The 25,632-nt window shown below is 65.4% G+C and carries 28 protein-coding genes and 1 tRNA gene; 21 read left to right on the forward strand and 8 right to left on the reverse strand.

Going from position 1 to position 25,632, the window contains the following annotated elements; genetic code table 11:
* Nucleotides 1-13: 13 nt before the first annotated feature.
* A complete protein-coding gene (locus HD596_RS17385) occupies nt 14-601 on the reverse strand; it encodes a hypothetical protein (protein ID WP_185070329.1) in 588 nt (195 codons plus the stop codon).
* Nucleotides 602-864: 263 nt separating this feature from the next.
* Nucleotides 865-2,337: a helix-turn-helix domain-containing protein gene (locus HD596_RS17390; RefSeq protein WP_512699272.1), complete on the reverse strand. Its 1,473-nt coding sequence runs from the start codon at nt 2,335-2,337 to the stop codon at nt 865-867.
* Nucleotides 2,338-2,714: 377 nt separating this feature from the next.
* Between HD596_RS17390 and HD596_RS17395 the strand changes: the two genes are divergently transcribed.
* Both HD596_RS17395 and HD596_RS17400 read left to right on the forward strand, forming a co-directional pair.
* Complete coding sequence (locus tag HD596_RS17395) at nt 2,715-2,945, forward strand: hypothetical protein (RefSeq protein ID WP_185070331.1); 231 nt, start codon at nt 2,715-2,717, stop codon at nt 2,943-2,945.
* A 143-nt stretch (nt 2,946-3,088) separates the two neighbouring features.
* Nucleotides 3,089-3,820 (forward strand): GntR family transcriptional regulator, encoded by a 732-nt coding sequence (locus HD596_RS17400; protein ID WP_185070332.1) that lies wholly within the window; start codon nt 3,089-3,091, stop codon nt 3,818-3,820.
* 11 nt (nt 3,821-3,831) lie between these two features.
* Here the strand turns inward: HD596_RS17400 and HD596_RS17405 are convergent, their stop codons facing one another.
* Nucleotides 3,832-5,247, reverse strand: a complete 1,416-nt coding sequence (locus HD596_RS17405; RefSeq protein ID WP_185070333.1) for an SNIPE associated domain-containing protein — start codon at nt 5,245-5,247, stop codon at nt 3,832-3,834.
* A 263-nt stretch (nt 5,248-5,510) separates the two neighbouring features.
* Between HD596_RS17405 and HD596_RS17410 the strand changes: the two genes are divergently transcribed.
* From HD596_RS17410 to HD596_RS17440, 7 genes are all read left to right on the forward strand, one after another.
* Nucleotides 5,511-5,924, forward strand: a complete 414-nt coding sequence (locus tag HD596_RS17410; protein WP_185070334.1) for a plasmid replication, integration and excision activator — start codon at nt 5,511-5,513, stop codon at nt 5,922-5,924.
* The gene (locus HD596_RS17415; RefSeq protein WP_185070335.1) at nt 5,921-6,214 is read left to right on the forward strand and encodes a hypothetical protein; all 294 of its coding nucleotides are present in this window, start codon (nt 5,921-5,923) and stop codon (nt 6,212-6,214) included. The genes HD596_RS17410 and HD596_RS17415 overlap by 4 nt, the downstream gene beginning before the upstream one ends.
* Before the next feature lie 82 nt (nt 6,215-6,296).
* A complete protein-coding gene (locus HD596_RS17420; protein WP_185070336.1) occupies nt 6,297-7,715 on the forward strand; it encodes an FtsK/SpoIIIE domain-containing protein in 1,419 nt (472 codons plus the stop codon).
* Nucleotides 7,712-7,861 (forward strand): hypothetical protein, encoded by a 150-nt coding sequence (locus HD596_RS17425; protein ID WP_185070337.1) that lies wholly within the window; start codon nt 7,712-7,714, stop codon nt 7,859-7,861. Before HD596_RS17420 ends, HD596_RS17425 begins: the two co-directional genes overlap by 4 nt.
* Entirely contained in the window at nt 7,858-9,495 is a 1,638-nt protein-coding gene (locus HD596_RS17430; protein ID WP_313044379.1) for a replication initiator, read from the forward strand. Before HD596_RS17425 ends, HD596_RS17430 begins: the two co-directional genes overlap by 4 nt.
* Nucleotides 9,467-9,691, forward strand: a complete 225-nt coding sequence (locus HD596_RS17435; RefSeq protein ID WP_185070338.1) for an excisionase family DNA-binding protein — start codon at nt 9,467-9,469, stop codon at nt 9,689-9,691. The genes HD596_RS17430 and HD596_RS17435 overlap by 29 nt, the downstream gene beginning before the upstream one ends.
* The gene (locus tag HD596_RS17440) at nt 9,688-10,836 is read left to right on the forward strand and encodes a tyrosine-type recombinase/integrase (protein WP_185070339.1); all 1,149 of its coding nucleotides are present in this window, start codon (nt 9,688-9,690) and stop codon (nt 10,834-10,836) included. Before HD596_RS17435 ends, HD596_RS17440 begins: the two co-directional genes overlap by 4 nt.
* A gap of 1,179 nt (nt 10,837-12,015) precedes the next feature.
* Here HD596_RS17440 and HD596_RS17445 read toward each other — a convergent pair.
* Together HD596_RS17445 and HD596_RS17450 are read right to left on the reverse strand one after the other, a co-directional pair.
* Nucleotides 12,016-12,840, reverse strand: coding sequence for an inositol monophosphatase family protein (locus HD596_RS17445; RefSeq protein ID WP_185070340.1), 825 nt, complete (start codon nt 12,838-12,840; stop codon nt 12,016-12,018).
* Entirely contained in the window at nt 12,837-13,736 is a 900-nt protein-coding gene (locus HD596_RS17450; RefSeq protein ID WP_221519375.1) for a DUF5919 domain-containing protein, read from the reverse strand. The genes HD596_RS17445 and HD596_RS17450 overlap by 4 nt, the downstream gene beginning before the upstream one ends.
* A 756-nt stretch (nt 13,737-14,492) precedes the next feature.
* Here HD596_RS17450 and HD596_RS17455 point away from each other — a divergent pair.
* A complete protein-coding gene (locus tag HD596_RS17455) occupies nt 14,493-15,224 on the forward strand; it encodes a GntR family transcriptional regulator (RefSeq protein WP_246554529.1) in 732 nt (243 codons plus the stop codon).
* A gap of 25 nt (nt 15,225-15,249) precedes the next feature.
* On the opposite strand, the gene HD596_RS17460 is transcribed toward HD596_RS17455, so the two are convergent.
* A complete protein-coding gene (locus HD596_RS17460; protein WP_185070342.1) occupies nt 15,250-16,011 on the reverse strand; it encodes a hypothetical protein in 762 nt (253 codons plus the stop codon).
* Between the two features lie 172 nt (nt 16,012-16,183).
* On the opposite strand from HD596_RS17460, the gene HD596_RS17465 reads away from it, so the two are divergent.
* From HD596_RS17465 to HD596_RS17500, 8 genes are all read left to right on the forward strand, one after another.
* On the forward strand, nt 16,184-16,597 hold the full coding sequence (locus HD596_RS17465; protein ID WP_185070343.1) for a plasmid replication, integration and excision activator: 414 nt from the start codon (nt 16,184-16,186) through the stop codon (nt 16,595-16,597).
* Nucleotides 16,597-16,872, forward strand: coding sequence for a hypothetical protein (locus tag HD596_RS17470; RefSeq protein WP_185070344.1), 276 nt, complete (start codon nt 16,597-16,599; stop codon nt 16,870-16,872). The genes HD596_RS17465 and HD596_RS17470 overlap by 1 nt, the downstream gene beginning before the upstream one ends.
* The gene (locus tag HD596_RS17475) at nt 16,869-17,171 is read left to right on the forward strand and encodes a hypothetical protein (RefSeq protein WP_185070345.1); all 303 of its coding nucleotides are present in this window, start codon (nt 16,869-16,871) and stop codon (nt 17,169-17,171) included. The genes HD596_RS17470 and HD596_RS17475 overlap by 4 nt, the downstream gene beginning before the upstream one ends.
* Nucleotides 17,172-17,259: 88 nt before the next feature.
* Entirely contained in the window at nt 17,260-18,669 is a 1,410-nt protein-coding gene (locus HD596_RS17480; RefSeq protein WP_185070346.1) for an FtsK/SpoIIIE domain-containing protein, read from the forward strand.
* Nucleotides 18,666-18,818 carry a hypothetical protein gene (locus HD596_RS17485; RefSeq protein ID WP_185070347.1) on the forward strand — a complete coding sequence of 51 codons (153 nt, stop codon included), beginning with the start codon at nt 18,666-18,668 and terminating at the stop codon, nt 18,816-18,818. Before HD596_RS17480 ends, HD596_RS17485 begins: the two co-directional genes overlap by 4 nt.
* A gap of 29 nt (nt 18,819-18,847) precedes the next feature.
* A complete protein-coding gene (locus tag HD596_RS17490) occupies nt 18,848-20,383 on the forward strand; it encodes a replication initiator (protein ID WP_185078531.1) in 1,536 nt (511 codons plus the stop codon).
* 12 nt (nt 20,384-20,395) lie between these two features.
* Complete coding sequence (locus HD596_RS17495) at nt 20,396-20,602, forward strand: helix-turn-helix domain-containing protein (RefSeq protein ID WP_221519376.1); 207 nt, start codon at nt 20,396-20,398, stop codon at nt 20,600-20,602.
* Nucleotides 20,602-21,939 (forward strand): tyrosine-type recombinase/integrase, encoded by a 1,338-nt coding sequence (locus tag HD596_RS17500; RefSeq protein ID WP_185070348.1) that lies wholly within the window; start codon nt 20,602-20,604, stop codon nt 21,937-21,939. The genes HD596_RS17495 and HD596_RS17500 overlap by 1 nt, the downstream gene beginning before the upstream one ends.
* A 93-nt stretch (nt 21,940-22,032) precedes the next feature.
* On the opposite strand, the gene HD596_RS17505 is transcribed toward HD596_RS17500, so the two are convergent.
* Nucleotides 22,033-22,103: transfer RNA gene (locus HD596_RS17505), tRNA-Gly, on the reverse strand.
* A 99-nt stretch (nt 22,104-22,202) separates the two neighbouring features.
* Here HD596_RS17505 and dcd point away from each other — a divergent pair.
* From dcd to HD596_RS17520, 3 genes are all read left to right on the forward strand, one after another.
* The gene (gene dcd, locus HD596_RS17510; protein WP_313047551.1) at nt 22,203-22,778 is read left to right on the forward strand and encodes a dCTP deaminase; all 576 of its coding nucleotides are present in this window, start codon (nt 22,203-22,205) and stop codon (nt 22,776-22,778) included.
* Between the two features lie 167 nt (nt 22,779-22,945).
* Nucleotides 22,946-23,563 carry a DUF47 domain-containing protein gene (locus HD596_RS17515; RefSeq protein ID WP_043625094.1) on the forward strand — a complete coding sequence of 206 codons (618 nt, stop codon included), beginning with the start codon at nt 22,946-22,948 and terminating at the stop codon, nt 23,561-23,563.
* Between the two features lie 8 nt (nt 23,564-23,571).
* On the forward strand, nt 23,572-24,576 hold the full coding sequence (locus HD596_RS17520) for an inorganic phosphate transporter (RefSeq protein WP_185070350.1): 1,005 nt from the start codon (nt 23,572-23,574) through the stop codon (nt 24,574-24,576).
* Here HD596_RS17520 and mshD read toward each other — a convergent pair.
* Nucleotides 24,551-25,489, reverse strand: coding sequence for a mycothiol synthase (mshD, locus tag HD596_RS17525; protein WP_313044390.1), 939 nt, complete (start codon nt 25,487-25,489; stop codon nt 24,551-24,553). The genes HD596_RS17520 and mshD overlap by 26 nt on opposite strands.
* Nucleotides 25,490-25,632: the final 143 nt, after the last annotated feature.

The following is a 25,632-nucleotide window of genomic DNA, read 5'->3' on the forward strand; positions in this document are numbered from 1 at the left end:
GCGAGGTTAGCTGTTACCAGTCCGGCTCCCATCTGTAGCTGTACCAATGGCCCTCCAAGTGGCTGTAGCGGTTGCCGCCGTCGACGCCCTCGCTGGGTTCGCCGGAGGTCAGCCAGAGGAAGCCCTTGTCATCGTGCAGGAACAGGTCTCGGACGGCGAATTCCACACTGCCGGGGATCTCTTCTCCTGTGTCGGCATCCTGGTGTCGCGTTCCGTCGCACACGTAGTACAGGCCGACCCATTGACACGGTTCTTTATGGCTGGGGTTTTCGTTCACGGCTTTGATGTAGGCTTCCATGCTCGGTTCGAAGATCGTGAAGCGAACCCAAGACGGCGCCTCGGTGATGAGAGCGAGCAAGACGACGCCGGCGATGTACCACGGTATGAGCGAGCGATTGAGCGTGCCGTCCGGCGCGGTTCCCTTGTAATCGGCCCAGGTGATTCGGATCGCCCAGTATACGAATAGGAGAAAGCCAACGGGGATCCCGTATATGAACGTCTCGAGCCCCAACCAGGAGGGGTGGCTGGCCCATATCAAGAGGACTGCTGCCGCGGCTGAGAAGACGACCACGAACGGTAATCCGGGCGGCTTATTGATCACGGCGTCACCCTAGCGCCATCCAGTAACACGGGGTACCCGACATGGCCGGTCTTGCGCGGCGGTGCGGCGCTGAGTCGGAGAGTTAGGTGGGTACGGCGGGGTGGTGCTACGGCGATGCCCCGCGCGGCGCGCCGCGCGAGAACGGCCCCCAGGCCGCACGCGCAGCGCGGCGGCGCTGGCGCGGGGCGTACGGCGGCGCGGCGCGCCGCCGCTTGATACCTACAAGAACAATTCGGCAGTGCAGGGCTGCATGCCTGATGTGGTCACGCGGTCGACTGGCTCAGGCTTCGATGTGCCGAGTTGATGGCGAGCAGGAGTTCACGGGCTGTGGCGTCTCGCTTGCCGGTGAGTGCGTTCTCTACTCCGGCGAGTTGCTGGAAGGCCCAGCGGGATTCGGTGCGCTGGGCGGTTTCGAGAGCAAGGCGTCCGCTGACGATGCCTTCGTTGAGGTCGCCGATGCGGAGTTGGGCGGCGGCGATGTCGGCGTAAACAGCGGCGATCTTCTTGTGGTCGGTCTCGTGTGACAGGGCGTTGAGGGCGGCCTGGCCTTCGTCGATGACGCGTTGTTCGTCGCCGAGATGTTCATAGGTTGATAGCCGGTAGGCGGCCATGCGGCCCGGGTCCAGGAATCGGGTCCAGGCCCGTTCGCGTTGAGGGCGCGCGTCGCCGTAGGCATCCTTCGCCTGCTCTAGACGGATGAGTGCCTGTCGGTCGCCGAGACTGGCGAGCTCTTCGGCTTCGCGGGCCAAGAGCCAGGCTCTGGTGGCGTTGTCGCCCTGGGCTGGTAGGTACTGCTGAGCGAGGCGGATGTTCTGGACTGCGGGGGCGCCTCGGACGGCGTACGAGCGATAGCCGTAGGTGCAGGCTTGGATGATGGAGTGTCCGCTCTCCTGAGCAGCCAGAGCGGCGATGCGGTCGAAGGCTGTGGACTGTCTCGGCTGTTTGATTTCCCAGGCGATCCAGGAGGCCAGAACCGCTGCCTCGCCCGTGGTGGCGGCTAGCCGGCGGCGTAGGCGGTCGGGGAGTCCGGCTTGGAGGAGGGTGCTCAGCTCGTTGAGGTGTGCGGTGAGGCCCTGGTAAAGGGAGCGGGCGGGCATGACCTCTTCGAGGCGGTGGAACCCGATGGTGCGGGCCTCTAGCCGTTCGACCGTGTCTTCCTGATCGGCTCGCGAGCCGGTGAGGGCCAGGGTGAGGCGCTCCCATGGGTTGGCGATCGAGGCGGCGCTTTCGGCGGTAAGTCCGGCTGCGAGGAGCAGCATCGTGCGGCGGTCCATGTGGCCATCCAGCCTTCCCACGATCCAGGCCAGCGTCAGCACGTCAACGTCGCAAGCGTCGTCAGGCTGGCGCGAGCCGACAACAACTTGTTCCACCTTAAGAAGGCCACTTGCTGGTGTTCCATCCCGCGTCGGGATGGGTGTTGGTGGGAGTGGAACGTCGGTGAGGACGCGCGGGGCCAGGCCGAGCGTCATGCGGGCAGGGTCGGGCATGCCCAGGCCCTCGGCGATGCGCTCGAACACGTCGAGCGCGGTGACTTGAGCCTTGTCCTTCATGTACTCGCTGACTTTGCCCTGGCTGAAGCCCACGGCGACGCCGATGCGGGTTTGGCTGACGCCTGCGTACTGGCGGATGAGCCGGAAGAGGTGGCCGATATCCCGCTTTGTGAGGGCAGTGCGCATTTCGGGGCGTTCCCAGAGGTCAGCCGGTACTACCACCGGTTCGGCCCCGTCTGCGGGCATCTGCGGTATCCCCTTGTGTCCTTGGACTGCCGGTGACTCCACGCTCACCGTTCGGAGTTATCCCGTCAAGGGATATTGCTGATCCCGTCTGAGGATTCCGGCTCGGGATGGGTTGCCTTCGCGCAGGTGAACACGCTTGTCCCCATGACTGGGGGCGATCAACCGACAAGTGAGAGGTGCCGGGCCTGCCGGGCCAACGGATGGCGCTGGGTGCGCAAGAGCCGTGCTGATGCGCTGCGTCGTCTCGATGGGAAGGCGGTCGAGCTTGTGCGGGTGGACTGCTTCGAGTGCTCGGGTGTCGGAAGGAGGCGGGTGTCGTAGTGGAGATCATCTCGGACTGCATGAGTCCGCACGTCGAAGGGGTTCGGGAGGGGCACATGCAGTTGGTCTGGCGCAAGCCGTCCAAAGCGGAGGAGCGTGCCCGGGTGGTGGCCTGGTCGTGCCACTGCCGGACGATCGTCTACGAGCTGTGCCGTGCGGCCGGTCAGTCGTACATCCGCCGGACGGAATACGACGACAACGGGGAGTCGGTCTACGAGACCTACCGGTGGTCCTTCAAGGAGGCTGCGGAGGTCTGGGCCGCCTTGCTTGAAGGTCAGGCGGTGTAGGTCGGTTCGACGGCGCGGTTCCCTGAAACGGGGCCGCGCCGTCGCTCTTTGGGGTACATCTATCTGTCGGAAGAAGGGGTTGCCTAAGCAGCATGCGCTGATAGCCTGCTTGGCTAGACAGGCATGTTGAATGTGGAGCCCTGATGTCATTTGAGTACACGCCTCCGAAGTACGCGCAGTTGATCGCGGAACTTGAGCGGCGCATCGACTCGGGCGAGTATCCGCCCGGCTCCCCGCTGCCGAGCGAACACCAGCTCATGGCCGAATTCGCCATGGCGCGCCCGACCGTCGTCAAGGCGCTCGGCGTTCTCCGGGATCAGGGCTGGATCGTCACCCACCAGGGCAAAGGCCGGTTCGTGCGCGGTCGCCCTGCGATCCCGACGGGGCAACAGGTACGAGCCGGGCGGGAACTCCTCGACCGGAAAGAGGCCCAGGTCTCCAGTCGGCTGCTCTCGGCTGGAGAGGTCCCCGCACCGAACAGGGTCGCCGCTTATCTCGGGATCAAGCCCAAGTCGCCGGTCATGCTGCGGCGGACGCTGGTCGAGCACGACAACGAGCCAACCGAGATCTCTTCGACGTGGCTTCCGGTTGAGGTCGCACAGGGAACGGCGCTTGCCGAGCTGGAGGAGTTGAAGCAGGGCGTTCGACGTTACGTCGAGAGCGCGGCCGGCGCTTCGCTTGATCACATCATCGAGCACATCACCGCGCGCAATCCGACCAAGGAGGAGTGCGGCCTCCTCGGCGTCAAGAGCTCGGCTGCGCTGCTGACCGTCTATGCGGTGGCCTGCGATGCCACTGGAAAGCCATGGGTCGTCGTCGAGTCCGTCCTGCCTGGAGACCGCCACGAATTGGAGGACGCGTACCCCATTCGCTGACCCAGATGGAGCTACGAGGCGGTTTCAGTCGCTCCGGCCGACTGCCGCCACTCCAGGGCTTCGGCTGTGTCGCGGTACTCCAGAAGGTGTTGACCTGCGATCTTCTGGAGTAGGTCGCGCACCTCGGCCGGAGTGGCGTGGAAGAACTCTCGCCGCAGGTTCACCTTGTTGAGTCGGCGATCGCTCAACTCTGCGTGCAGTCGCGACTCCAGTCCCACCGCATCCTCACTGAAGATCAGCGCATGCGTGTCGAACCTGAACGGCACTGATGCGTCACCCAGTTCACGCACGCGGTCTTCAGGCTCCAGCCGGCGGGTCATGCCGATCTTCACGACGTTCTCCCCGAACGCCCCGATGTTGGAGATGACGTACACGTACCCAGCCCTGGTGTTCGCCTCGCGCGCCTCTACGTCGGCGACCGCCGCACCGATCTCCTCCAGCTTGGCCTTCAACTCGTCCACGCTCTCCGCGGACGCGGCACCGTTCTTCAGCAGCTTGGCCAGTGCTGACCGGTAGTGTGCCTCCTCCTTGCGCAGGCGCGCCTTCTCGCGCTCGAACTCGCGGCGCGCGGCCTCTTCCTCGCGTTGCTGCTCGCGCTGCGCCCGGATGAGCTCTTTCTCCTCCTCCTGCTTGGCCAGGTAGTCAGCCGTCAGCTCCAGTTCGTGGATCCGCGTTCGGTGATAGTTGGGATGGACGTGGATGTTCATGGTCCGTCCCAGCTTGACGATCGTCTCCACGACCTTCTCCAGCCGATCGATCGCCGACTGCAGCTTGTACGGGCGCATGGTTCGCACACAGTTGTCCGCCTCCGCGTTGTACGCGCGCAGCATCAGCTTGGAGAAGTCGCGCACCATCTTGCGTCCCTCGGCCGCAGACCCGTTCACCTGCCAGTTGGTGGCGCCTACGACGGCTCGCCCCTCTCTGGCCATCTCCTTGATGCGAGCCTTCACCCGCGTGAGTTGGTCCTTATAGGCCACCGCGTCGCTCAGCGGATGCCGGTACTCGTAGACACCCACCTCCTGGAGCAAAACGGTCTCCTCGGTCTGCACGACCCGTCGCTCCGTCTCATGAAGGCGCCTGGTGGCGTCGTCGATAGCGGTTTGCAGTCCGGCGTGCTCTCCGTGCAGGGCCTCGGTCATTGCCGCGATGCGCATGGCGTCCAGCCCACCCAATCGCTCCACCCATTGGCGTAGCTGGGTGTTCTCCTCTTCGAGCCGCTTCTTGCCGCCGAAGAGTCCACCGCTCTTGCGTTCCGGTAGCTGTGGTGCGTTCGTTGCTGGTGCAGTCGGCACTTCTTCCAGAACCCAGAATTCCCAGCCGGCGGGAGCCGGTGGCCACGACGGGTCCGGCTTCCACCCCTGTGGCGGTTTCCACCCGCGAGGCGGGACCGGCCAACCAGGGGGCGAATTGAACTGGTACTCGGGCATGTGCGCTCCTCCCCTGCAGACGACAAGCCACACAGGTGAGATAGCTATGAGCCCCACAAGGGTTACAGGAAGCGAGCTTTCGGAGCCGTCTTGGGAGTTATCACCCAAATTTCTATTGCGCCCTAGTTTCGCGCGTCGGAGTTCCAGCTTTCTTCGGCCTGTCCACTTGGTGCACTTGACTGTCCAAGTGAACGTCATGCTTAATGAGCTTACAGCTTGGTCAGTCAAGATGGCTGACCGCCCAAGAAGAGAGGTTGGCAGGAATGGCAATCCAGGGACCCATCCCCGTGACGTTCGCCCAGGTCTTCCCGCACGGCTGCTACGCCGTCGGGGAGGTCGAGCAGGTCAAGGACTTCGAGGCTTCGACGAACGGCAGGTTCGTCCAGGCGAGGGACAAGCAGACGGGCGAACTCGTCTGGCAGATCCCCGTCATGGACGCCGACCCGTCGCTCAAGGCGGCCCAGAAGACCGTGGCAGTCAAGATCCTCAGCCCCACTCAACCGGTCGCCCCGGCTCCCGTCGCGGGGCTGCCGTTCACGCCGGTCGAGTTCGACGGACTGACCGTCACGCCGTACGTCAACGGGTCCGGGCGGCTCGCCTACTCGATCAAGGCGCGGCAGATGCTCGCGCCCCGTACCAACGCCAAGTCCAACAACAGCAAGGAGGTCGCAGCATGAACACCGGCTACAGCTACACCGTCATCCGCGTCCAACCCGACGTCGAGACCCACATCGGGGTCTCGATCTACCCGGACGCCCTGGCCGAAGTGAAGTACTTCCCAGCCAAAGACAACTCTCACGCCTTCATCAACATCACCCACGGCGTCGCGGACGTGACCATCGGCACCACGAACAACGCCGAGATCACCAACGAGCACATCACCTTCGCCCGCCAGTTGCTCGACGCGGCGGCGGCCTTCCTCGCCGACTGCGAGCGCCTGCATGCCGAACAGCAGGCGGCGGCCTGACAAGCAAGCGGGGCCGCTGGAACTGGTCCTTCCGGCGGCCCCTCATCTCCCCTGACGCGAATCACGAGAGGTCTACAGCCTAATGTTCAAGAGGCTTCCTGGTGACGAGGCGCGCAATCTCGTCACCACCACCCCAGACACCGCAGTCGTGTTCCAACCGGCTGTCGTGCGGACACCTGCCCTGGTCACCCTCGTCATCTACGGGTGGCGCTTCGTCGTCGCGCTGGTGCGTACGATCTGGCGGCACCCGGTGGCGACGTCCGCGCCCACTGCCCTCGGATTCATCTGGTACCAGTACGGCTGGCCGCTGGCGGCATCCCTGTTCGGGGTCGTCGTGCTGAGCCTGCTGTTCTGGGTCTTCATCGACCGGCCCTCGTTCGCTCGTCTCGTCGGCTGGCGGCTGCTGGCCTGGTGGCGGTTGATGTCGGTCTACCGTCGTCACTGGCAGTCCGTCATGGATGTCTCCGGCCTGGGCAAGCGCGTTCATGGTCGCAGCTACCTGCCCCGGCTCGCCCGCGTCCAGTGCGACGGCTGGGCCGACCGGATCACCGTCCACATGCTGCGGGGCCAGGCGGTCAAGGACTGGTCCGACCGCATCGACAACCTCGCCCATGGCTTCGGCACTACCTCTTGCCGGGTCGCGCTCATCAAGGGCGGGCGACTGCTCCTTATCTTCCCGCGCCGCGATCCACTGGCCTCGCCGATACCTGCGCTGCCCGTGCCTGACGAGCCGACCATCGGGCCAGTCGAGATCGGCAAGCAGGAGGACGGCCAACCGCTCCGGCTCAAAGTGCACGGCACCCACATTCTGATCGCGGGCGCGACCGGGGCCGGCAAAGGGTCGTTCCTGTGGGACACGATCCGCGGGCTGCTCCCCGCCATGCGGGCGGGCCTGGTCGAGATATGGGCGTTGGATCCCAAGCTGATGGAGCTGTCGTTCGGGCGAGCGCTGTTCCAAGGCCGGTACGCCGCCGACCCGGCCGACTGCGCCGACCTGCTCGACGAGGCCGTCAGCGTCATGCAGAAGCGGGCAGCACGCTTCGCCGGTCTCCAGCGTTCCCACGTCCCGACGATCGAAGATCCGTTCGTCCTGGTGCTCGTCGACGAAGTGGCGTTCCTGACCGCCTACCAACCCGACAGACAACTCCGGCCACGAATCTCCGCCGCCCTGGCCACCCTGACCACCCAGGGCCGCGCGGTCGGCGTCGGCGTCATGGCCGCACTCCAGGACCCACGCAAAGAGGTCATGAACATCCGCAACCTCTTCCCCGACAAGATCGCCCTCCGACTCGACGAATCCGAACAGGTGGACATGGTGCTCGGCGACGGTGCACGCGATCGAGGCGCTTTGGCTGATCGCATCTCACCGGTTCCGGAACTGGGCGCGGGGGTCGCCTACATGCGGTTGGAGACCTCGCCCGAACCGATCCGGGTTCGCGCCGCCTACGTCTCCGACGCCGACATCCGCGCGATGGTCGCGCAGTTCGGGGAGGCCGCATGACGCTCGCTCACTTCCTCGAAGGGCTGCGCTGCGCGTCCTGCGGCACGCCCAACGCCCTCTGGCTCGACCTGACCCGCGCCCTGGTCGAGTGCCGCGAGTGCGGCCAGACCGCGCTCAACGTCACCGACGAAGGGAGGTCCCTATGACCCATGCGCAAGACCGTGCACTTCCCAGAGCGGTACGCCTGGCGATGCCCCTCGCGCGAGACGTCGTCGAAGAGGTCGCCAAGCTCAACGGCGTATGCATCCGACCCGTCCCGCTCAAGCGACTCGACACCCACACCGGCAAGTGGGAGACCATCGACGTCCCCTGCGGCTCGCCCATGGACAGCAAGTGCCCGCCATGTGCCAAGCGCAACAAGCAACTGCGCAAGGCCCAATGTCGCGAGGGTTGGCACCTGGACGAGGAACCGACGATCACCCCGGACGAGCCCAACGAGGAACAGCGCTGGCTGGTTGAGTTCCGCGCCGACATCCAAGCCCAGCGCGACGACACCGAACGCGACGGCGGCGACACCGCCGACCTGGACGCGGTGATCGAGGGCCTGGACGAGGAGATCAACGCGGCGGGCATGCGGGGGAGCGTGCTGGGCCGGGCGATGACCTCCAAGCGCTCACGCTCGACCAGGCGGCGGCAGGACGCGCCAGACCTGCCCAAGCGCAGGATGGCGCACACCACGCTGGGCCGGACCTTCCAAGCCCCGGACGGCAGGACCTATCGGCCCTCGTTGTTCGTCACGCTCACCTTGCCCTCGTACGGCAAGGTTCGTGACGGTGCGCCCGTCGATCCGCAGACCTACGACTACGCACGGGCCGCTCGCGACGCGCTGCACTTCTCCAAGCTGGTCGATCGGTTCGTGCAGAACCTTCGCCGCGTCGCGGGCTTCGACGTGCAGTACTTCGCCACCGTGGAGCCACAGAAGCGGCTCGCTCCACACCTGCACATGGCCATCCGCGGGACGCTACCCCGCGCGGAGATGAAGCAGATCGCGGCGGCCACCTACCACCAGGTGTGGTGGCCACCAGTCGATCAGGTGCGCTTCGAGGGCGAGCACCTGCCCGTCTGGGAGGAAGGGGCCGGCTACCTCGACGCCGACACCGGAGAAGTCCTGCCCACCTGGGACGAAGCCCTCGACGAGCTGGACACCGACGAGGACGCCGAGCCGCTGCATGTGATCCGCTTCGGAGAGCAGGTGGACGTCAAGGGCGTGCTCGCGGGCACCAAAGACGCCGACCAGTGCATCCGCTACCTGTCCAAGTACCTGACCAAGAGCCTCGGCGACGGGCTCGACGGCCAGGCCCAGCACGAGCACGCGGCGCGCTTCGTCGATGCGCTGCGCTTCGAGCCCTGCTCGCCGACCTGCCCGAACTGGCTTCGCTACGGCGTCCAGCCCAAGGGCGCCAAAGCCGGGATGGCCCCCGGCCGGTGCCGGTCCAAGGCGCACAAACCCGAACACCTCGGCTACGCAGGCCGCCGCGTCCTGGTCTCCCGTAAGTGGTCGAACAAGACCCTGGCCGAACACAAGCAGGACCGCCGTACCTGGGTCCTGGAAGCCCTCGGCAAGGCCGACGAGCTCATAGACCCGCACCGCTACGTCTGGAAGCTGTCCCGGCCGGTGACGCCAACGTGGCTCCGCTGGCGGTACGGCTCCTGCGGTCCGTTCGTGAGCGGCAACGCTGGCGCGCTCACATGGCCGAACTCCAAGCCAGAGCGGACGGCAAAGATCTTTCGGCAACTGAAGGGAGGGCGGCATGAGCGGCGGGTCCAAGAGGCCCGTTGACCGCCTCCTGACCGTCGCCGAAGTAGCGGAACGGCTCAGCACCAGCGAGCGGTTCCCCTGGCGTCTCATCGAAGAACGCCGGATCACCTTCGTCCGCATAGGGCGCAAGGTTCGCATCCCCGAATCCGCACTCAACGACTTCATCGCGGCGGGACTCGTCCACCCCATATCCACCCGCACATGGAGGGCGGCATGAGTAAGCGTCGATTCGGGCGCGTTCGAAAACTCCCCTCGGGACGATTCCAGGCCAGGTATCCAGGACCGGACGGCGTGGACCGCACCGCGCCGCACACCTTCGCCACCAAGAAGGACGCGGAGGTCTGGCTGACCAAGAAAGAGGCCGAACTGCTGGCCGGCGACTGGCTGAACCCGGACCTCGGGAAGGTCAGCTTCAAGGAGTACGGCGAGGCCTGGATCGATGAGCGTCCGGGCCTGCGGCCGAAGACGGTCCAGCTCTACGAGGGCCTTCTCCGCCTCCATCTCGTTCCGACTTTCGGCAACTGCGCCATGAGCGAGGTCAAGGTCGCCCACATCCGGAAGTGGCGCAAGCAACTCCTCGACAACGGCGTCGGCGCGGTCACCGTGGCCAAGGCGTACCGGCTCCTGAAGGCCATCTTCAACACGGCTGTGGAGGACGGGCTGATCAAAGCCAATCCCTGCACGATCAAGAGGGCGGGCAAGGAGGACTCGCCGGAGCGGCCCGTGCTGACCATGAAGCAGGTCTTCGTCCTGGCCGATGCCATCGATCCGCGGATCTGGCTGCTGATCCTGCTCGCTACCTTCGGGAGCCTGCGGTGGGGTGAACTGGCGGCGCTCCAGCGGAGGAACGTGGACCTGGAGGCGGGCACGATCCGAGTCGTCGGGACCACGACCGAACTCAAGGACGGCTCGGTGACCATCGGGCCGCCCAAGTCGGAGGCGGGCAAGCGCATTGTCAGTATCCCGACGACGCTGCTCCCGGACCTTCACAAACACATGGAGACGTACGCGGAGAAGGGCGAGCACGGGCACGTCTTCGTCGGCCCCAAGGGTGCCCAGCTCCGGCGCGCGAACTTCACCCGTGTCTGGGCGGCGGCGCTCAAGAAGGCGAAGCTCGGCGGATTTCACTTCCATGATCTCCGCCACACCGGAAACACCCTTGCGGCCCGGTCCGGCGCGACCCTCCGGGACCTCATGACCCGTATGGGCCACGCGTCCACCCGAGCCGCGCTGATCCACCAGCACACCGCGATGGAGCGCGACAGGGCCATCGCCGACGCTCTCGGCAAGCTCGCCGAGGAAGCCCTGAAGCCGGAAGAGCCCGAGTCGGACGAGCAAGATCCAGATGGATCGGGCACGTAACGGGCACGGAAGATCGAAAAGAGCCTTAGAAACGATCAAAGCCAGGTCGGGAATCCATCCCTGACCTGGCTTTTCATAGTGAGAGCGGGTGACGGGAATCGAACCCGCGCTGTCAGCTTGGGAACTGGAAGGATCGCGGCACGTGAGGGTCCTGAGCTGGACGGAAAGCCGGTCGCGAGTGACCGTGGTTGACCCCTCGTTACCCTGTCTAATTGCACGCTAATTGCACGGTGATCAGCCAGCGACCTGGGGTTTCTCACGCGACGCGCACACCCTGCGCCCTGATCATCCCGTCTGCCGTCGACCCGCCCGAAGGGGAAGCGGGCCAGGGCCACGGGGACAAGGTGGAGCCCCCAACCGGAGGAACGACCTTGGCCCCGTGGCCCTGGTCTGCTCGGCTTGTCCCGGGTCGATGGCGGGCGGGATGATCAGGCTTCCACCTCAGCCACCCTCGGACCTCGTCTCACGCACCTCGATCATCCCGGAGCCGGAGTGCCCCGCCGGAGGCAACTTCTCTGTTTTGCTCGCAACGCGAATGGATCAGCTATATCTTGAGCCTTGGTTCGCGAAGCAATGCATAACTACCACCCTGCATCGCCATCTTCGACGTGGCATCTCGTTCAGGCTCGACGAGAGAAGCAGCGGGTGCATTGCGGAGCGAGTTTGTCTAAGCGCTACAGGTGTCTCGTCCGAGTGATGTCGAAGATCACTCGATTGGCGGGGTCCCTGGAGCGCTTTTTCGTTGTAAGGAAGGAGGGATAGTGAGCGCGTTCAGAGAACTCGGACGGACGGCCCGGTTCGCGGCATCGAACTGGGGCCGTACCGCCCGAATGTGCCTACTGCTGCTAGCGGTCGCTGTAGCAGTCGGCGCCTTCATCGCAGTCAGGAACTTGCCCTTAATCACTTGGTGACGAGTTCCATTCTGATGTTGCGTGCGTGCACGGAATCCGTGCACGCACGCAACGCACTGCTTTGAGGCTAGCGGAAGCGCTTGCAAGTTGGTCGCGAACCTCGCGAACTTCGCGACGCAAGACGGTACATCGCGAAGCAGGGCGATGCCCTGGCGGTCCGAGTGGCGGGCGCGCGCGAGAACGGCCCCCAGGCCGCACGCGCAGCGCGCGGCCCGCAAGCTCGGGCCGCGCGGCGGCGCGTGCGCCGCCGCCTTGATACCTACAAGAGCTATTCGGCAGTGTGCTGGCTATGCCTTGTGGCCTCGCGAGCTTCGGCGATGAGCTCCACGAGGTCGGCTACGAGCTTGGGGCTTGCGGCGATGGTCGCGTGAGCGTTCATGCTGTGTGGGCTGCCGTCGAGATCGATCACTGTGGCCCCGGCTTCGCGGGCGATGATGACGCCTGCGGCGGTGTCCCATGGGTTGTTGCTGAGCATGATGTTGGCGTCGATCTTGCCGTCTGCCACCCACGCGAGATCGATCGCGGCTGAGCCGAACATCCGTATGCGCTGGACGCGTGCGGCTAGCTCTTGGGTCAGAGCGAGTCGTGGTTTGTTTTGTTCCTGGGCGTTCTTGCCCACGGCGTAGTCGCCGATGGCGACGATGGCAGTTTCCAGGTCGCGGGCGTCGCTCACTTGAATGTGAGATCCGTTGGCTTGTGCGCCGGCCCCTTCGACGGCCGAGTAACTCAGGTTGAGGAACGGCAAATCGATCACCCCGAGCGTGGGCATGTCCTTGTCCACCAGGCCCAAGGACACCCCACACAACGGGATGCCGTGCAGGAAGTTCGCCGTCCCGTCCACGGGGTCCAGCGCCCACATCAGGCCATCGCCTGTCCGACTGACACCCTCCTCCTCACCAAGGAATCCGATCTCAGGTGTCTCGCGAGACAGGAACTCCCGTACGGCGTGCTCGACGGCGTAGTCCACCTCGGTCGCCATGTCGCGGTCGCCCTTGGCGGTGACGACGCCTGGAGCCTTGGTTCTGATGATCTCGCTGGCGATCGATACAGCGCGTTCGGCGATGGGAAGAAGCGTTCGGGCGTCGATGGTCATACAGGTTTGCTCCGCTCCCACATATCCCTGAACACCTGATCGAAGATCGGGAACAACCCTTCCGCGGCGGTGTTGTCTTTGATCACGAAGGTTGGCGAGTCGACTCCGCGGGCCTCCGGTAGGTACGGCTGGACCACGCAGAACGCACGGTCAACGATCAGCAAGTTGAAGCGGATCGTCTCGTCGTAGACGTGGAGTTCGAGGCGCTGGGCCGACGCGGTGTCGAGCCGATCGCGCAGCCTGGTCAGCATGGTGATGTTGAGTGCTGTGAGGGTCGTCAGAGTGTTGTCGGTGTAGCGCTCTTCTGCTTCCCGGGCGTGGATCGCCTGGCCCTTGGGGTCGAGGAAGAGGCAGCGGATGCGAGTGCCGGAGTCCAGCAGGCGCCTGAGCTGATGGTCGGGGTAGCTCTGGCAGATGATGTTGAGCGACAGGCCCGCCGCGTTGATCTCCTTCGCGCTGTCGAACATCGTCGATGGGGGATACGCGGATGAGAAGGCGGAACGGCTGCTGAAGACCGCGGTTACGTCGGCCATCTGCGGCATCGCGCAGGCTGCAACGTCGGGGCCGGCGCTTCGGGCTGGCTCTGGTTGTGTCCTCGGCGTGGGGACTTCGACGGCGTTCGTGGAGAACAGCTCACGTGCCGACTTGCCCGGGAACATCGCTTCCAAGACGCGGCAGTGGCCGGAGTAGGGCAGGCCCTTGAGTTCGCCGGTCAGCCATCGATGGAGCTGAGCGCGGCTCGGCCAACCACCCTGCAACGACGGGTCCACCTTCTTGGCGGCTTTGTCGTACTCCTTACAGAACGTGCTGTAGGTCTGCCAGTGGCGTTGCGTCAAGAGGGTCTTCAACAGGATCGGCTGGTCAGTCATGATCCGCGCCTCGGGCTGGGGTGCCATACATGCTCAGGTTAGCGACAGAGACGGGCTCGGACGAGACAAAGAGGAGACGAACGGAGACGAGTCGATCACAGACGGTACTCGCGGGCGATCGAGACGTGACAGTCCCTCGGGCAATCCTCGTTGCATGACTGCGCGATGCGACTCTTGCTCGGGACGGGGCTGGAAATACGTCAGCCTTCGTCGGGCTGTTGTGGTGGCGGAGAACCCCGATGTCGCCGTCTCGGACGACAGGCACCAGGACGACTGCTGGCGGTGCAACGGGAGCGGAGAGGCCGGTGCGTTGTCGTGACGATGGACACCGACTGCTTCAGCTTCCATGTCGCTCCGCCGCAACCGGATCACATGCGCTTGGTCTGGCAAGAGCCCCACAAGGCGGAAGACATGGTCCGGGTGACCGCCTACACCTGTGACTGCAAGGACACGGTCTACGAACTGTGCCATGCGGCGGGCCACTCCTTCATCCGTCGGACTCAGCGAAGCGCCGGGGCAACACAGGTCCATGAGACGTACCGATGGCTGCGCAAGGAGGCCCAAGGCGTCTGGATAGCCCTTCTCGAAGGTCGGGCCCGATAAGCGGGCGCGACGAGGGGTGCGGAGGGGTGCCCATCTCGTCGTGCCTTGGGTTGGTGGGGGACTGCTGTCGCGCAGTCAGACAGTCCCTCACCAGTCCGTACGGTTCCTGTGCGCGAGGAGGAGACAGACCGTTCATCTCGAACTAGGCTTTACGACAAGTCGAGTTGTTGGATGGTCGTCATGTCCTCTGAAGAGTTCGCGCCACCGAAGTATGCCCAGATCGTGCAGACGATCAGGCAGAAGATCGCGGACGGGACCTATCCGCCCGGCTCTCTGCTGCCCTCCGAGACGCAGCTTGTCCGCGAGTTCAAGGTGAGTCGTCCGACGGTCGTCCGGGCCCTCCAGGTTCTTCAGCTCCGCGGGGTCATCGAACGAGAGCACGGCAAGGGGTCCTTCGTGAAGGCTGCCCCACCGGGCGCGTCCAACCAGAATCCCCGTCCGGGGCGAGCCGTCCTGGATCGCGTGGAAGCCGACGAGAACTGCACGGTCATCGACGCTGGATCACTGGCGGCTACTGCTGGGATCGCGAAGCTGCTGGACGTTCCGGAGGGGTCCACAGTGGTACGGCGCCGTGTTCTCTTTCGGGATGATGAGCGACCGACGGACCTGTTCACTGTGTGGTGTCCAGTGCATCAGGCCGAAGGAACGCAACTCGGCGAGGCGCAGCCGCTCACGGCCGGCATCAGGCAACATCTCCAGGCGAGCAAGGGCCTCAAGCTGCAGCACGTCGTTGAAAGGCTGAGCGCTCGTCACCCCTCGGCCGACGAGTCCAAGGTATTGAAGCTTCCTAAGTCCTCGGCGGTCCTCGGGGTACTGGCGAGCATCTTCAACGGTGGTGGGCGGCCAGTACTGGTGGTAGACCTTGTCCTACCAGGCGATCTCCATGAGTTGGAGGATTCCTACTCGCTGTAGGCGAAGTCGCTGCGCACAACCAGATCTACGCGTGCCCGACCTCGCTTTGTTTAGCGACTTCGTCGGCTGGGGGAGCTTGGATGGTTACCTCTGGACGCCAGTCGGAGAAACGAGTGTCGAAGATGAGGTCGGTTGAATCACTGTTCTTCTCAGAGGTCACCAATCGGCGGACCAGTCCCTTGGAGTCGGTGGAGAGCCGCCAGTTGAGTATGGCCATCTTGTAGTCGAAGCCTTTTGGGTAATCCGCGCGAAGCGATGAGGAGACTTTGTATATCTCGCCGAGCGAAATCGCTCCAGAGTACAGAGTCTCGCCTTTACTGCGGCGAACCGTGGTAGTCGACTTGAGCAACGCGCCCAAGGTGGCGGGCTCCAGTACATTCACGACCTGCAGGAAGCCGACCGCCGGCCTGGCCTTGCCAGCCCTCAAAACCCACTGCTTGCCTTCGGGAAGCACCGGGCTTCCCTCGTTGAATATGCGGCCCCGGTAGTACATCCGGCCGTTGACGATGATGTCCCTTGCGTGCTGGGCTATGTCCGCGGGGCCGAGGGTCATGATGGTGCGGTCTGAGGCAACCGGCCGACCCGCCCGATCGAGCTCCACCAGGACTTTTGTCCGGATGCCAACAACCTTCTCGGTGGGCTTGGTGCCTCTCTCAACGACTGTGACGCCTCGGTTCTTGGACAGCTGAGCTTTCAACACGGACACGGGATCGGCAGCCTCGGCGCTCGCAGGGAGCGCGGTCACTGCTAACACCACCGCCGTCACCGTAATGACGAACCGCTTCATAGACCCTCCAATCGCAAAGTTGTCCAGAATTCTGCCGATTCGTCCACGCCCGGGGAAAGTGGTTCGAAGAAAACTTGCGAACTTGTGTTGTCGAGCCTCGAAAAGCTGGGTACCGTCATGACAACTCGACAAGACGAGTTAGCGACAAGACGACTAGCTAGGAGCAAGCCTCATGGCACTGCAAGGTCCCATCCCCGTCACGTTCGACATGGTCTTCCCGCACGGCTGCTACATCGTGGGCGAGGTCGAGCCCGTCAAGGACTTCGACGCCTCGACCAACGGACGCTTCGTCCAGACCCGCGACAAGCAGAGCGGAGAGCTCGTCTGGCAGGTCAGCGTCATGGACGCGGACCCGACGCTCAAGGCGGCTCAGAAGACCGTCTCCGTCAAGATCCTCAGCCCGACGCAGCCGGTTCCCCCGGTTCCAATGGCCGGACTGCCGTTCACGCCGGTCGAGTTCGACCACATGACCGCCACGCCGTACGTCAACCAGGCCGGGCGGCTGGCGTACTCGATCAAGGTTCGTGAGATGCGTGCTCCTCGTCCGGCCGGTAAGGCGACGGCCGGTGCCAAGGACGCGGCGTGATGGGGCGGCGGAAGGCCCGTCCGGTCAGCACGATCGCTCTCAAGGTCGGTCAGGGCGCTGATGTGCGGAACCATCCGTATCCGCAGCGGTCGCCGGTCCTGGGGCTTGTCTTCGGCGGCACACAGGTGCTCGTCACCACGTCGGCCAACGATCACGTCACCCTCGACGACGTCGAGTTCGCTCGGAGTCTGGCGCGGGAGGCCGCCATGTTCGCGGGTGCGGTGGAGCGCATGTTCCACGGTCTCCCGAACGGGCCGGGGGTGGCGGGTCGATGACGCTCAGCCCCTACACCTACGTCACCGTTTCCATACGTCCCGATCAGCCGTCGCGGGTCAGCGTCGCCTTCTGCTCGGCGGAGCTGCGGGCGCGCGCCTGGCTCGGGGAGAGCGGCAAGCCCTGCTTCGACCTGGACGCCTCGGACGCGTCAGTGACCGTCTCGACCTCGGGTCGGGTGACCGACGACGACCTGACCATCGCTCGCGAGATCTTCAACGCCGCCGCGCGGTACCTGGCCGACTGCGAGCGGCTGCACTCCAGCCAGTCAGGCAAGGCCACCGCAGACGAGGCGGCCTGATGTTGAGCGGGGCCGCAGGAAGCGGCAACTTCCGGCGGCCCCTCGGTCTTCCGTACACGCGCGACATGCTTGGAAGGACTTCACCCTAATGCTCAAGAGGATGCCCGGCGACGAGCCGCACCGCATCGTCTCCACCACCCCTGACACGGCGGTGGTCTTCAAACCGGCCGTGGTGCAGACCCCGGCCATCATCACCCTGGTCATCTTCACCGCCCGGTTCGTAGCCGGCCTTTTCCGCCTCGTCTGGCGGCACCCCGTCGCGCTGGCTGCGATCTCCACTCCCGCAGGGCTCTGCCTCGTGTACGGCTGGCGCGTCGCGCTGCTGCTCATCGCTCCGGCTCTCGCGGCTTTGAGCGCCTGGGCATTCCTCGACAGGGCAAGCTTCCTGCGATGGGTCGGCTGGCGGCTGGTCGCCTTCGCTCGCTGGTTCTGGATCTACCGGCGACACTGGCAGCCGGTCATGGCCGTCTCCGGTCTGGCTCGGCACATACGCGGGCGGGAGTACGTTCCGCGGTTGGTCAAGGTCACCTCCGACTCGTGGGCCGATCGGGTCACCGTTCGCATGCTCGACGGCCAGGCGGTCAAGGACTGGGCTGACAGGATCGAGAACCTGTCCCATGGCTTCGGGTCGGAGACGTGTCGCGTCTCGGTGGTCAAGGCCGGTCGGCTCGCGCTGACCTTTCCGCGCCACGATCCGCTGGCCACGCCGATAACAGCGCTTCCCGTTCCGGATACACCGACCGTGGGGCCGGTCGAGATCGGCAGGCAAGAGGACGGCTCGCCATGGCTTCTACGGCTGCATGGGACCCATGTCCTCGTCGCCGGTGCCACCGGGGCGGGCAAGGGCTCGATCATCTGGTCAGCGATTCGTGGGCTCATGTCTGCGATGCATGCGGGCCTGGTCGAGATCTGGGCGCTCGACCCGAAGCTGATGGAGCTGTCGTACGGCAAGGCACTCTTCGGCGGTCGGTATGCGGCCGATCCCGCCGACTGCGCTGACCTGCTCGACGAGGCCGTGAGTGTCATGCATAAGCGCGCGGCTCGTTTCGCCGGAGTACAGCGATCGCACACGCCTACCCTCGACGACCCCTTCGTCCTGGTCGTGGTCGACGAGGTGGCGTTCCTTACCGCTTACCAGTCCGACAGGCAGCTCAGGCAACGCATCTCCGCTGCCCTGGCCACATTGACGACCCAGGGCCGCGCGGTCGGCGTCGGCGTTCTCGCGGCTCTCCAGGACCCACGCAAGGAGGTCATGAACATCCGCAACCTCTTCCCGGACAAGATCGCTCTGCGGCTCGACGAGTCGGAGCAGGTGGACATGGTGCTCGGTGACGGGGCGAGGGATCGTGGGGCGCTGGCCGACCGCATCTCTCCTCGTCCGGAGCGGGGCGCGGGCGTCGGATACGTGCGGCTGGAGACCAGTCCCGATCCGATCCGTGTCCGGGCGGCGTACGTCTCCGACGACGACATCCGCGCGATGGTCGGTGAGGCCCGATGACGCTGGCTCACTTCCTCGACGGCCTGCGCTGCGCTCTGTGCGGCGCGCTGAATGTCCTCTGGCTCGACTCGCTGCGTGGCCTGGTCGAGTGCTCCGAGTGCGGACAGACCGCGCTCACGTTCCCCGAGATCGGAGAGGAGGTCCATTGACCGACCGCAAGACTCCGCGTGCCGTCCGCATGGCTCAACCGCTTGCCCGCGACGTGGCCGAGGAGATCGCCAAGCTCTACGGCGTCTGTATCCGGCCCGTGGCGCTCAAGCGGCTCGACATGATGACCGGCAAGTCAGAGGTCGTCGATGTCCCGTGCGGCTCTCCGCTGGAGAGCAAGTGTCCTCCGTGCGCCAAGCGCAATCGGCAACTCCGGATGGCGCAGTGCCGCGAGGGCTGGCACCTCGACGAGGAACCGATCATCACGCCCGACGAGCCTACCGATGGACAGCGCTGGCTCGTCGAGTTTCGGGCCGACATGCAGGCCAAGCGCGACGAGGAGGAAAAGGCCGGCGGCGACACCTCCGACTTGGACGCCGTGCTCACCGGGCTCGACATCGAGATCAATGAGGCCGGGATGCGCGGCAACGTGCTGGGGCGTACGGGGTCCAAGCGGGTCCGCTCGACGAAGCGTCGCCAAGACGCGCCCGACCTGCCCAAGCGGAAGATGGCCAGCACGACTCTGGGCCGGACCTTCGAGGCGGCGGACGGCAGGACCTACCGGCCTTCTCTGTTCGTCACGCTCACCCTGCCGAGCTACGGCAAGGTCATGAACGGCGCTCCCATCGATCCGGACACGTACGACTACGTGCGGGCGGCCCGTGATGCGCTGCACTTCTCCAAGCTCGTGGACCGGTTCGTGCAGAACCTTCGCCGGGTCGCTGGCTATGACGTGCAGTACTTCGCCACGGTGGAACCGCAAAAGCGGCTCGCGCCACACCTGCACATGGCCGTCCGGGGCACCCTGCCGCGCGCCGAGATGAAGCAGATCGCGGCGGCGACCTATCACCAGATCTGGTGGCCTCAGGCGGATGAAGCCCGTTTCGAGGGTGACCACCTGCCCGTCTGGAACGACGGCGTCGGCTACGTGGACCCTGACACGGGCGAGCTTCTGCCCTCCTGGGACGAAGCCCTCGACCAGCTCGGCGACGAGCCCATGCACGTGATTCGCTTCGGCGACCAGGTGGACGTCAAGGGCGTGCTCGCCGGGTCGCCGGACGCTGACCAGTGCATCCGGTACCTGTCCAAGTATCTGACGAAGAGCCTCGGCGAGACCTTGGACGGTCAGGCTCAGCGGGAGCACGCGGCCCGCTTCGTCGATGCCCTGCGCTATGAGCCGTGCTCGCCGACCTGCCCGAACTGGCTGCGATACGGCGTGCAGCCCAAGAACGCCAAGCCGGGCATGGTCCCCGGCCAGTGCAGGTCCAAGGCCCACAAGCCCGAACACCTTGGCTACGCCGGTCGCCGGGTCCTCGTCTCCCGCAAGTGGAGCAACAAGACGCTCGCCGAACACAAGCAGGACCGCCGTACTTGGGTTCTGGAAGCGCTCGGCCAGGCCGACGAGCCCACCGATTCGCATCGCTACGTCTGGCAGCCGGTCAGACCTGGCGATCCCGATGTCGCTCCGATCGGCGTCCGGCTCCTTCGATCCATCGCGGAACGCCAGCGATGGCGCGCTCACCTGAGACAGCTCGAAGAACTTTCGGCAAATCCGCAGGCAGCCTGAGAGGAGGAGATCTTGGACCAACTGTTCACCGTCGCGGAAGCGGCCGAACTGCTCAGCACCTCGGTTCGCTTCGTCCGCCGACTGATCGCCGAACGCCGGATCGAGTTCGTGAAGGTCGGGCGGCACGTCCGCATCCGTGAGTCCGCACTGATCGCCTTCGTCGTCGCGGGCACCGTCGCACCGCTCACAAGCCATGACGTCACAGGGAGGGCTGCCTGATGGCCAAGGGCAACAAGCCGAACCACCGACGTTTCGGCAACATCCGTCAGCTTCCTTCCGGCCGTTATCAAGCGTCCTACCTTGGTCCGGACGGGCGGCGCCACAACGCTCCGGAGACCTACGAGCGGAAGGGGGACGCGGAACGTGCGCTCTCCCTCATCGAGGCCGAGATCGTCAAGGGAGACTGGATCGACCCCGAGCGAGGCAAGATCAAGCTCAAGGACTACGCCGAGATGTGGATCAAGGAACGTCCGGGCCTGCGTCCGCGGACCGTCGATCTCTACACCTGGACGCTGAACAAGCACATCACGCCCTACCTCGGCACTGTCCAGCTCGGGAGGCTCTCTACCGCCATGGTCCGGAGGTGGCGGGCCGACCTGCTCGGCAAGGGCGTGTCACCGACCATGCTGGCGAAGGCGTACAGGCTCCTACGGGCTGTGCTCATGACTGCTGCGGAGGACGACGGGATCATCCCTCGTAACCCGTGCCGGATCCGCGGGGCGGACGCTGAGCACGCTGAGGAGCGTCCAGTGCTGACCGTTCCTCAGGTCTTCGAACTGGCGGACCGCCTCGGCCGTCGTCCTTTCGGCAATGTGCGCAAGGTCAAGGACGGGGCCTACCGGCTACGGTTCCAGCGTCACGGGGAGATGCGGACGCATCCTGAGATCTTCCTGACCCGGGCAGAAGCTGAGCGGGCGCTGTGGGAGATGGCCCGTGACGGCAGGGCGGATTCCGATCAAGATCGCCGGTTCCGTGCCATGGTCCTGCTGGCCACGTTCGCGAGTCTCCGGTGGGGAGAGGTCAGCGCGCTGCGTCGGATGGACGTGGACCTCGTCGTCAAGGCCGTTCGCGTGCGTGTCGCCTTCGTGGAACGCTCCACAGGTGGGCTGCTCCTCGGGCCTCCCAAGTCCAAGGCGGGCCGGCGGACCGTGGGCATCCCCGAGAGCATCATCCCCGTCCTCAAAGAGCACATGGACACCTACGTCCAGGACGAGCCGGCGGCACTGATGTTCCCGGCCGCGAAGGGCGGGCCGATGCGGCGTAGTGGGTTCAACACCCGTACGCGCTGGGTGGACGTGGTCAAGGACATGGGGCTCCCCGGCCTGCACTTCCACGATCTCCGTCACACCGGGAACATGCTGGCCGCGATGTCGGGGGCCGGTCTCAAGGATCTGATGGCCCGGATGGGGCACGACAACGTCAGGGCGGCCATGATCTACCAGCACGCGGTCAGGGGCGCTGACCAGGCGATCACGAATGCCATCGATCAGCAGCTCAAGCAGCACGACGAGGGCGACGATGACGGCTCGGCGAGTGTGCTGACTCCCGTGGGCTAATTGCACGCCAATTGCACGGAAGATCGAAGAGAGCCCCACAAACGATCAAAGCCAGGTCGGGAATCCATCCCTGGCCTGGCTTTTCATACTGAGAGCGGGTGACGGGAATCGAACCCGCGCTGTCAGCTTGGGAAGCTGATGTTCTGCCATTGAACTACACCCGCGTGCGACCCGAAGCCGCGTCCCCCACTGTAGCGGAAACTTGGCGTACAACAGCAATCCCGACCCCACAGAGTTTCCGATCGGGCGGTAGGTTGCTCTCCGTGCTGCTATCTGACCGCGACATCCTCGCCGAGATCGAAGCCGGCCGGCTCGGGCTTGATCCGTTCGATCTGGACATGATCCAGCCCTCCAGCCTCGACGTACGGCTTGACCGGTTCTTCCGGGTGTTCGAGAACCACCGGTACCCGCACATCGACCCCTCGGTGGAGCAGCCGGATCTGACGCGGATGGTCGAGCCGGATGGGGATGAGCCGTTCATCCTGCATCCGGGGGAGTTCGTGCTGGCCTCCACCTATGAGGTGGTGACGCTGCCGGATGATCTGGCGTCGCGGCTGGAGGGGAAGAGTTCGCTGGGGCGGCTCGGGTTGCTGACGCATTCGACGGCGGGGTTCATTGATCCGGGGTTCAGCGGGCATGTCACGTTGGAGTTGTCGAACGTGGCCACGTTGCCGATCAAGTTGTGGCCGGGGATGAAGATCGGGCAGTTGTGCGTGTTCCGGCTCAGCTCGCCTGCCGAGCATCCGTACGGGTCGGAGAAGTACGGGTCGCGCTACCAGGGGCAGCGGGGGCCGACGCCGTCGCGGTCGTTCCGGGACTTCCATCGGACCAAGGTTTGATATCGGTCCCCCGGTAAGGAGACAAAAAAGACATCAAAGTACCCTCTGTCCCGGGTGTTGCACAACATACGCAGGGTAACCAGTAGGAGAAGGGGACATGAAGTTCGCATTTCGCCTGGTAGCCCGTACCCTTTCCACGGACCATCCCCGCACATCTGGAGAACGACGTGCGCCTGCGTCTCACGCCACGTGAGGACAGCTACTACGACCTGTTCGCAGACTCCGCGAACAACCTGGTCACCGCATCCCGTTTGCTGGTAGAGATCATTAGTGACGGATCGGACAGGGAAGCCCTGGCCGAGAAGATGCGCGCTTGCGAGCACGCTGGGGACGAACGCACCCATGCGATCATGAACCGGCTGAATGAGAGCTTTATCACTCCGTTCGACCGTGAGGACATCTACCGGCTCGCGTCCAACCTCGACGACGTGATGGACGCCATGGAGGCGGCCTCCGACCTCATCGTCCTGTACCAGCTCGACCACCTGCCGAAAGACGTGGTCAGGCAGGTCGAGGTGCTGGAGCGGGCCGCCGAGCTGACGGCCGAGGCGATGCCGCGGCTGCGGTCCATGAAGAACCTCAACGAGTACTGGATCGAGGTCAACCGCCTGGAGAACCAGGGTGACCAGGTCTACCGGAGGCTGCTGGCCAAGCTGTTCAGCGGCGAGTACGACGCGCTCACCGTCATGAAGATGAAGGAGGTCGTCGACGCCCTCGAAGAGGCGGCCGACGCCTTCGAGCACGTGGCCAACACCGTCGAGTCAATCGCGGTCAAGGAAAGCTAGGCCCAGTAGTGGACCTTACGCTCGCCCTCGTCATCGGCGTGGTCGTCATCTCTTTGGCGTTCGACTACACCAACGGGTTCCATGACGCGGCGAACGCCATCGCAACCTCCGTCTCGACCCGGGCCCTGACCCCCAGGGCCGCGCTGTTCATGGCCGCGGCCATGAACTTCATCGGCGCCCACCTGGGCACCCAGGTCGCGCAGACGGTCGGCAAGGGGATCATCGACGCTCCGGACGGCCCCCACGGACTGGTCGTCGTGGCCTCGGCGCTCATCGGCGCGATCGCCTGGAACCTGATCACGTGGTACTTCGGCCTGCCCTCCTCCTCCAGTCACGCCCTCATCGGCGGCCTGGTGGGCGCCGCCCTGGCCTCGGCCAGCGTGGTGCACTGGGACGGCGTGGTCGACAAGGTCGTCATCCCGATGGTGCTGTCGCCGCTGATCGGGTTCACGCTGGCGGCCGCGATCATGATCGCAATTTACTGGATCTTCCGCAACAGCCAGCCGGGCAAGACCAACCGCGGCTTCCGCTACGCGCAGACCGTCTCGGCCGCCGCCATGGCGCTCGGGCACGGCCTGCAGGACGCGCAGAAGACCATGGGTGTCATCTTCCTGGCGCTCACCGTCGGCGGGTTCGCCCAACCGTCCGACCCCATCCCGCAGTGGGTCATCCTGGCCGCCGCCGGGGCGATCTCGCTGGGGACGTACGCGGGCGGCTGGCGCATCATGCGTACGCTGGGCCGGCGCATCATCGCGCTCGACCCGCCCCAGGGCTTCGCCGCGGAGTCGGCGGCGGCGACGGTCCTGTACGGGGCCGCCATCGGGTTCGGGGCGCCGATCTCCACCACGCACACGATCACCACGGCGATCATGGGCGTGGGGGCCACCAAGCGGCTCAGCGCCGTGCGGTGGGGGATCGCCGGGAACATCGTGACCGCCTGGATCCTGACCATCCCGGCCGCCGCCCTGGTGGCCGCCGTCTCCTACTTCATCCTTCACTCGCTCGTGGAGTAGCGGCCTCCCCGGCGGGCGCGTACATCACGTCCACGTCCCAGCGGTTGAAGCCGAGCGACTCGTACAACCTGATCGCCGCCGTGTTGGCCTCGTCCACGTACAGCATCGCCTGGGCGAGGCCGCGCGAGCGCAGGTGGCACAGCCCGGCCAGGGTCAGCGTCCGGCCCAGGCCGGTGCCCTGCTGCGTGGGATCGACGCCCACGACGTACACCTCTCCCAGGGGCTCGTGGCCGTGGGACGAGGAGCCGTGGATCTTCGTCCAGTGGAAGCCGGCCAGCCGGTCGCCGCGGAAGGCCAGGAAGAACCCCTCCGGGTCGAACCAGGGCTCCTGCTCGCGGCGGAGCAGGTCGTCCATCGTCCAGGCGCCCTGCTCGGGGTGGTGGGCGAAGGCGGCGGCGTTGACCTTGAGCCAGGCCTCCTCGTCCTGACCCGGTACGAACGTGCGCAGCTCTACCCCGTCCGGCAGGGCGGAAGCCTCAAGAGGGGCGAAGAGGGAGCGGCGCATCTGCCAGAGCGAGCGCACCCGCTCGAAGCCGAACGCGGCCGCCAGCGCCCCGGCGCCCTCGTGGTCGCCGTGCGCCCACAGGCGCGGCCGCCCGTCCGCCAGCTCCGTGACCGCCCTCAGCAGGCGCGCGCCGTGGCCCTGACGGCGGTGGGCGGGGTGGATGACGAGCTCGGCGCTCGGGCCCTCGACCTCGTCCGTCGGGTCGATGTGGGCGTAGCCCACGAGGGTGCCGTCCGCCTCCAGGAGCAGGGACCGGGCCTGCGGGTCGCCGCCGTAGCGGAGATGGAGCATCACGTGCTCGTTGAGCGGGCGGACGCCGTCGGCCTCCGTCGCCGCCTCCACCAGGCCGAGCACCGCGGCGACCTCGGTGTCATCGAGCCGTTCCCTGACCTTCACATGCTCGCCCACAGGCCCTCCTTCGCTGCGAGCGATCACCTGGCGCCAATCCCATCGTTCGCTCACAGAACGAACTCTAGGCGTATGACTGGCAAATAACGCCATGTGACAACCTGACAAATCGTTACCTTTGCGACATTGGCTGCATAGGTTCC

This window comes from Nonomuraea jabiensis, from assembly GCF_014204795.1.
GTDB classification, from domain to species: Bacteria; Actinomycetota; Actinomycetes; order Streptosporangiales; family Streptosporangiaceae; genus Nonomuraea; species Nonomuraea jabiensis.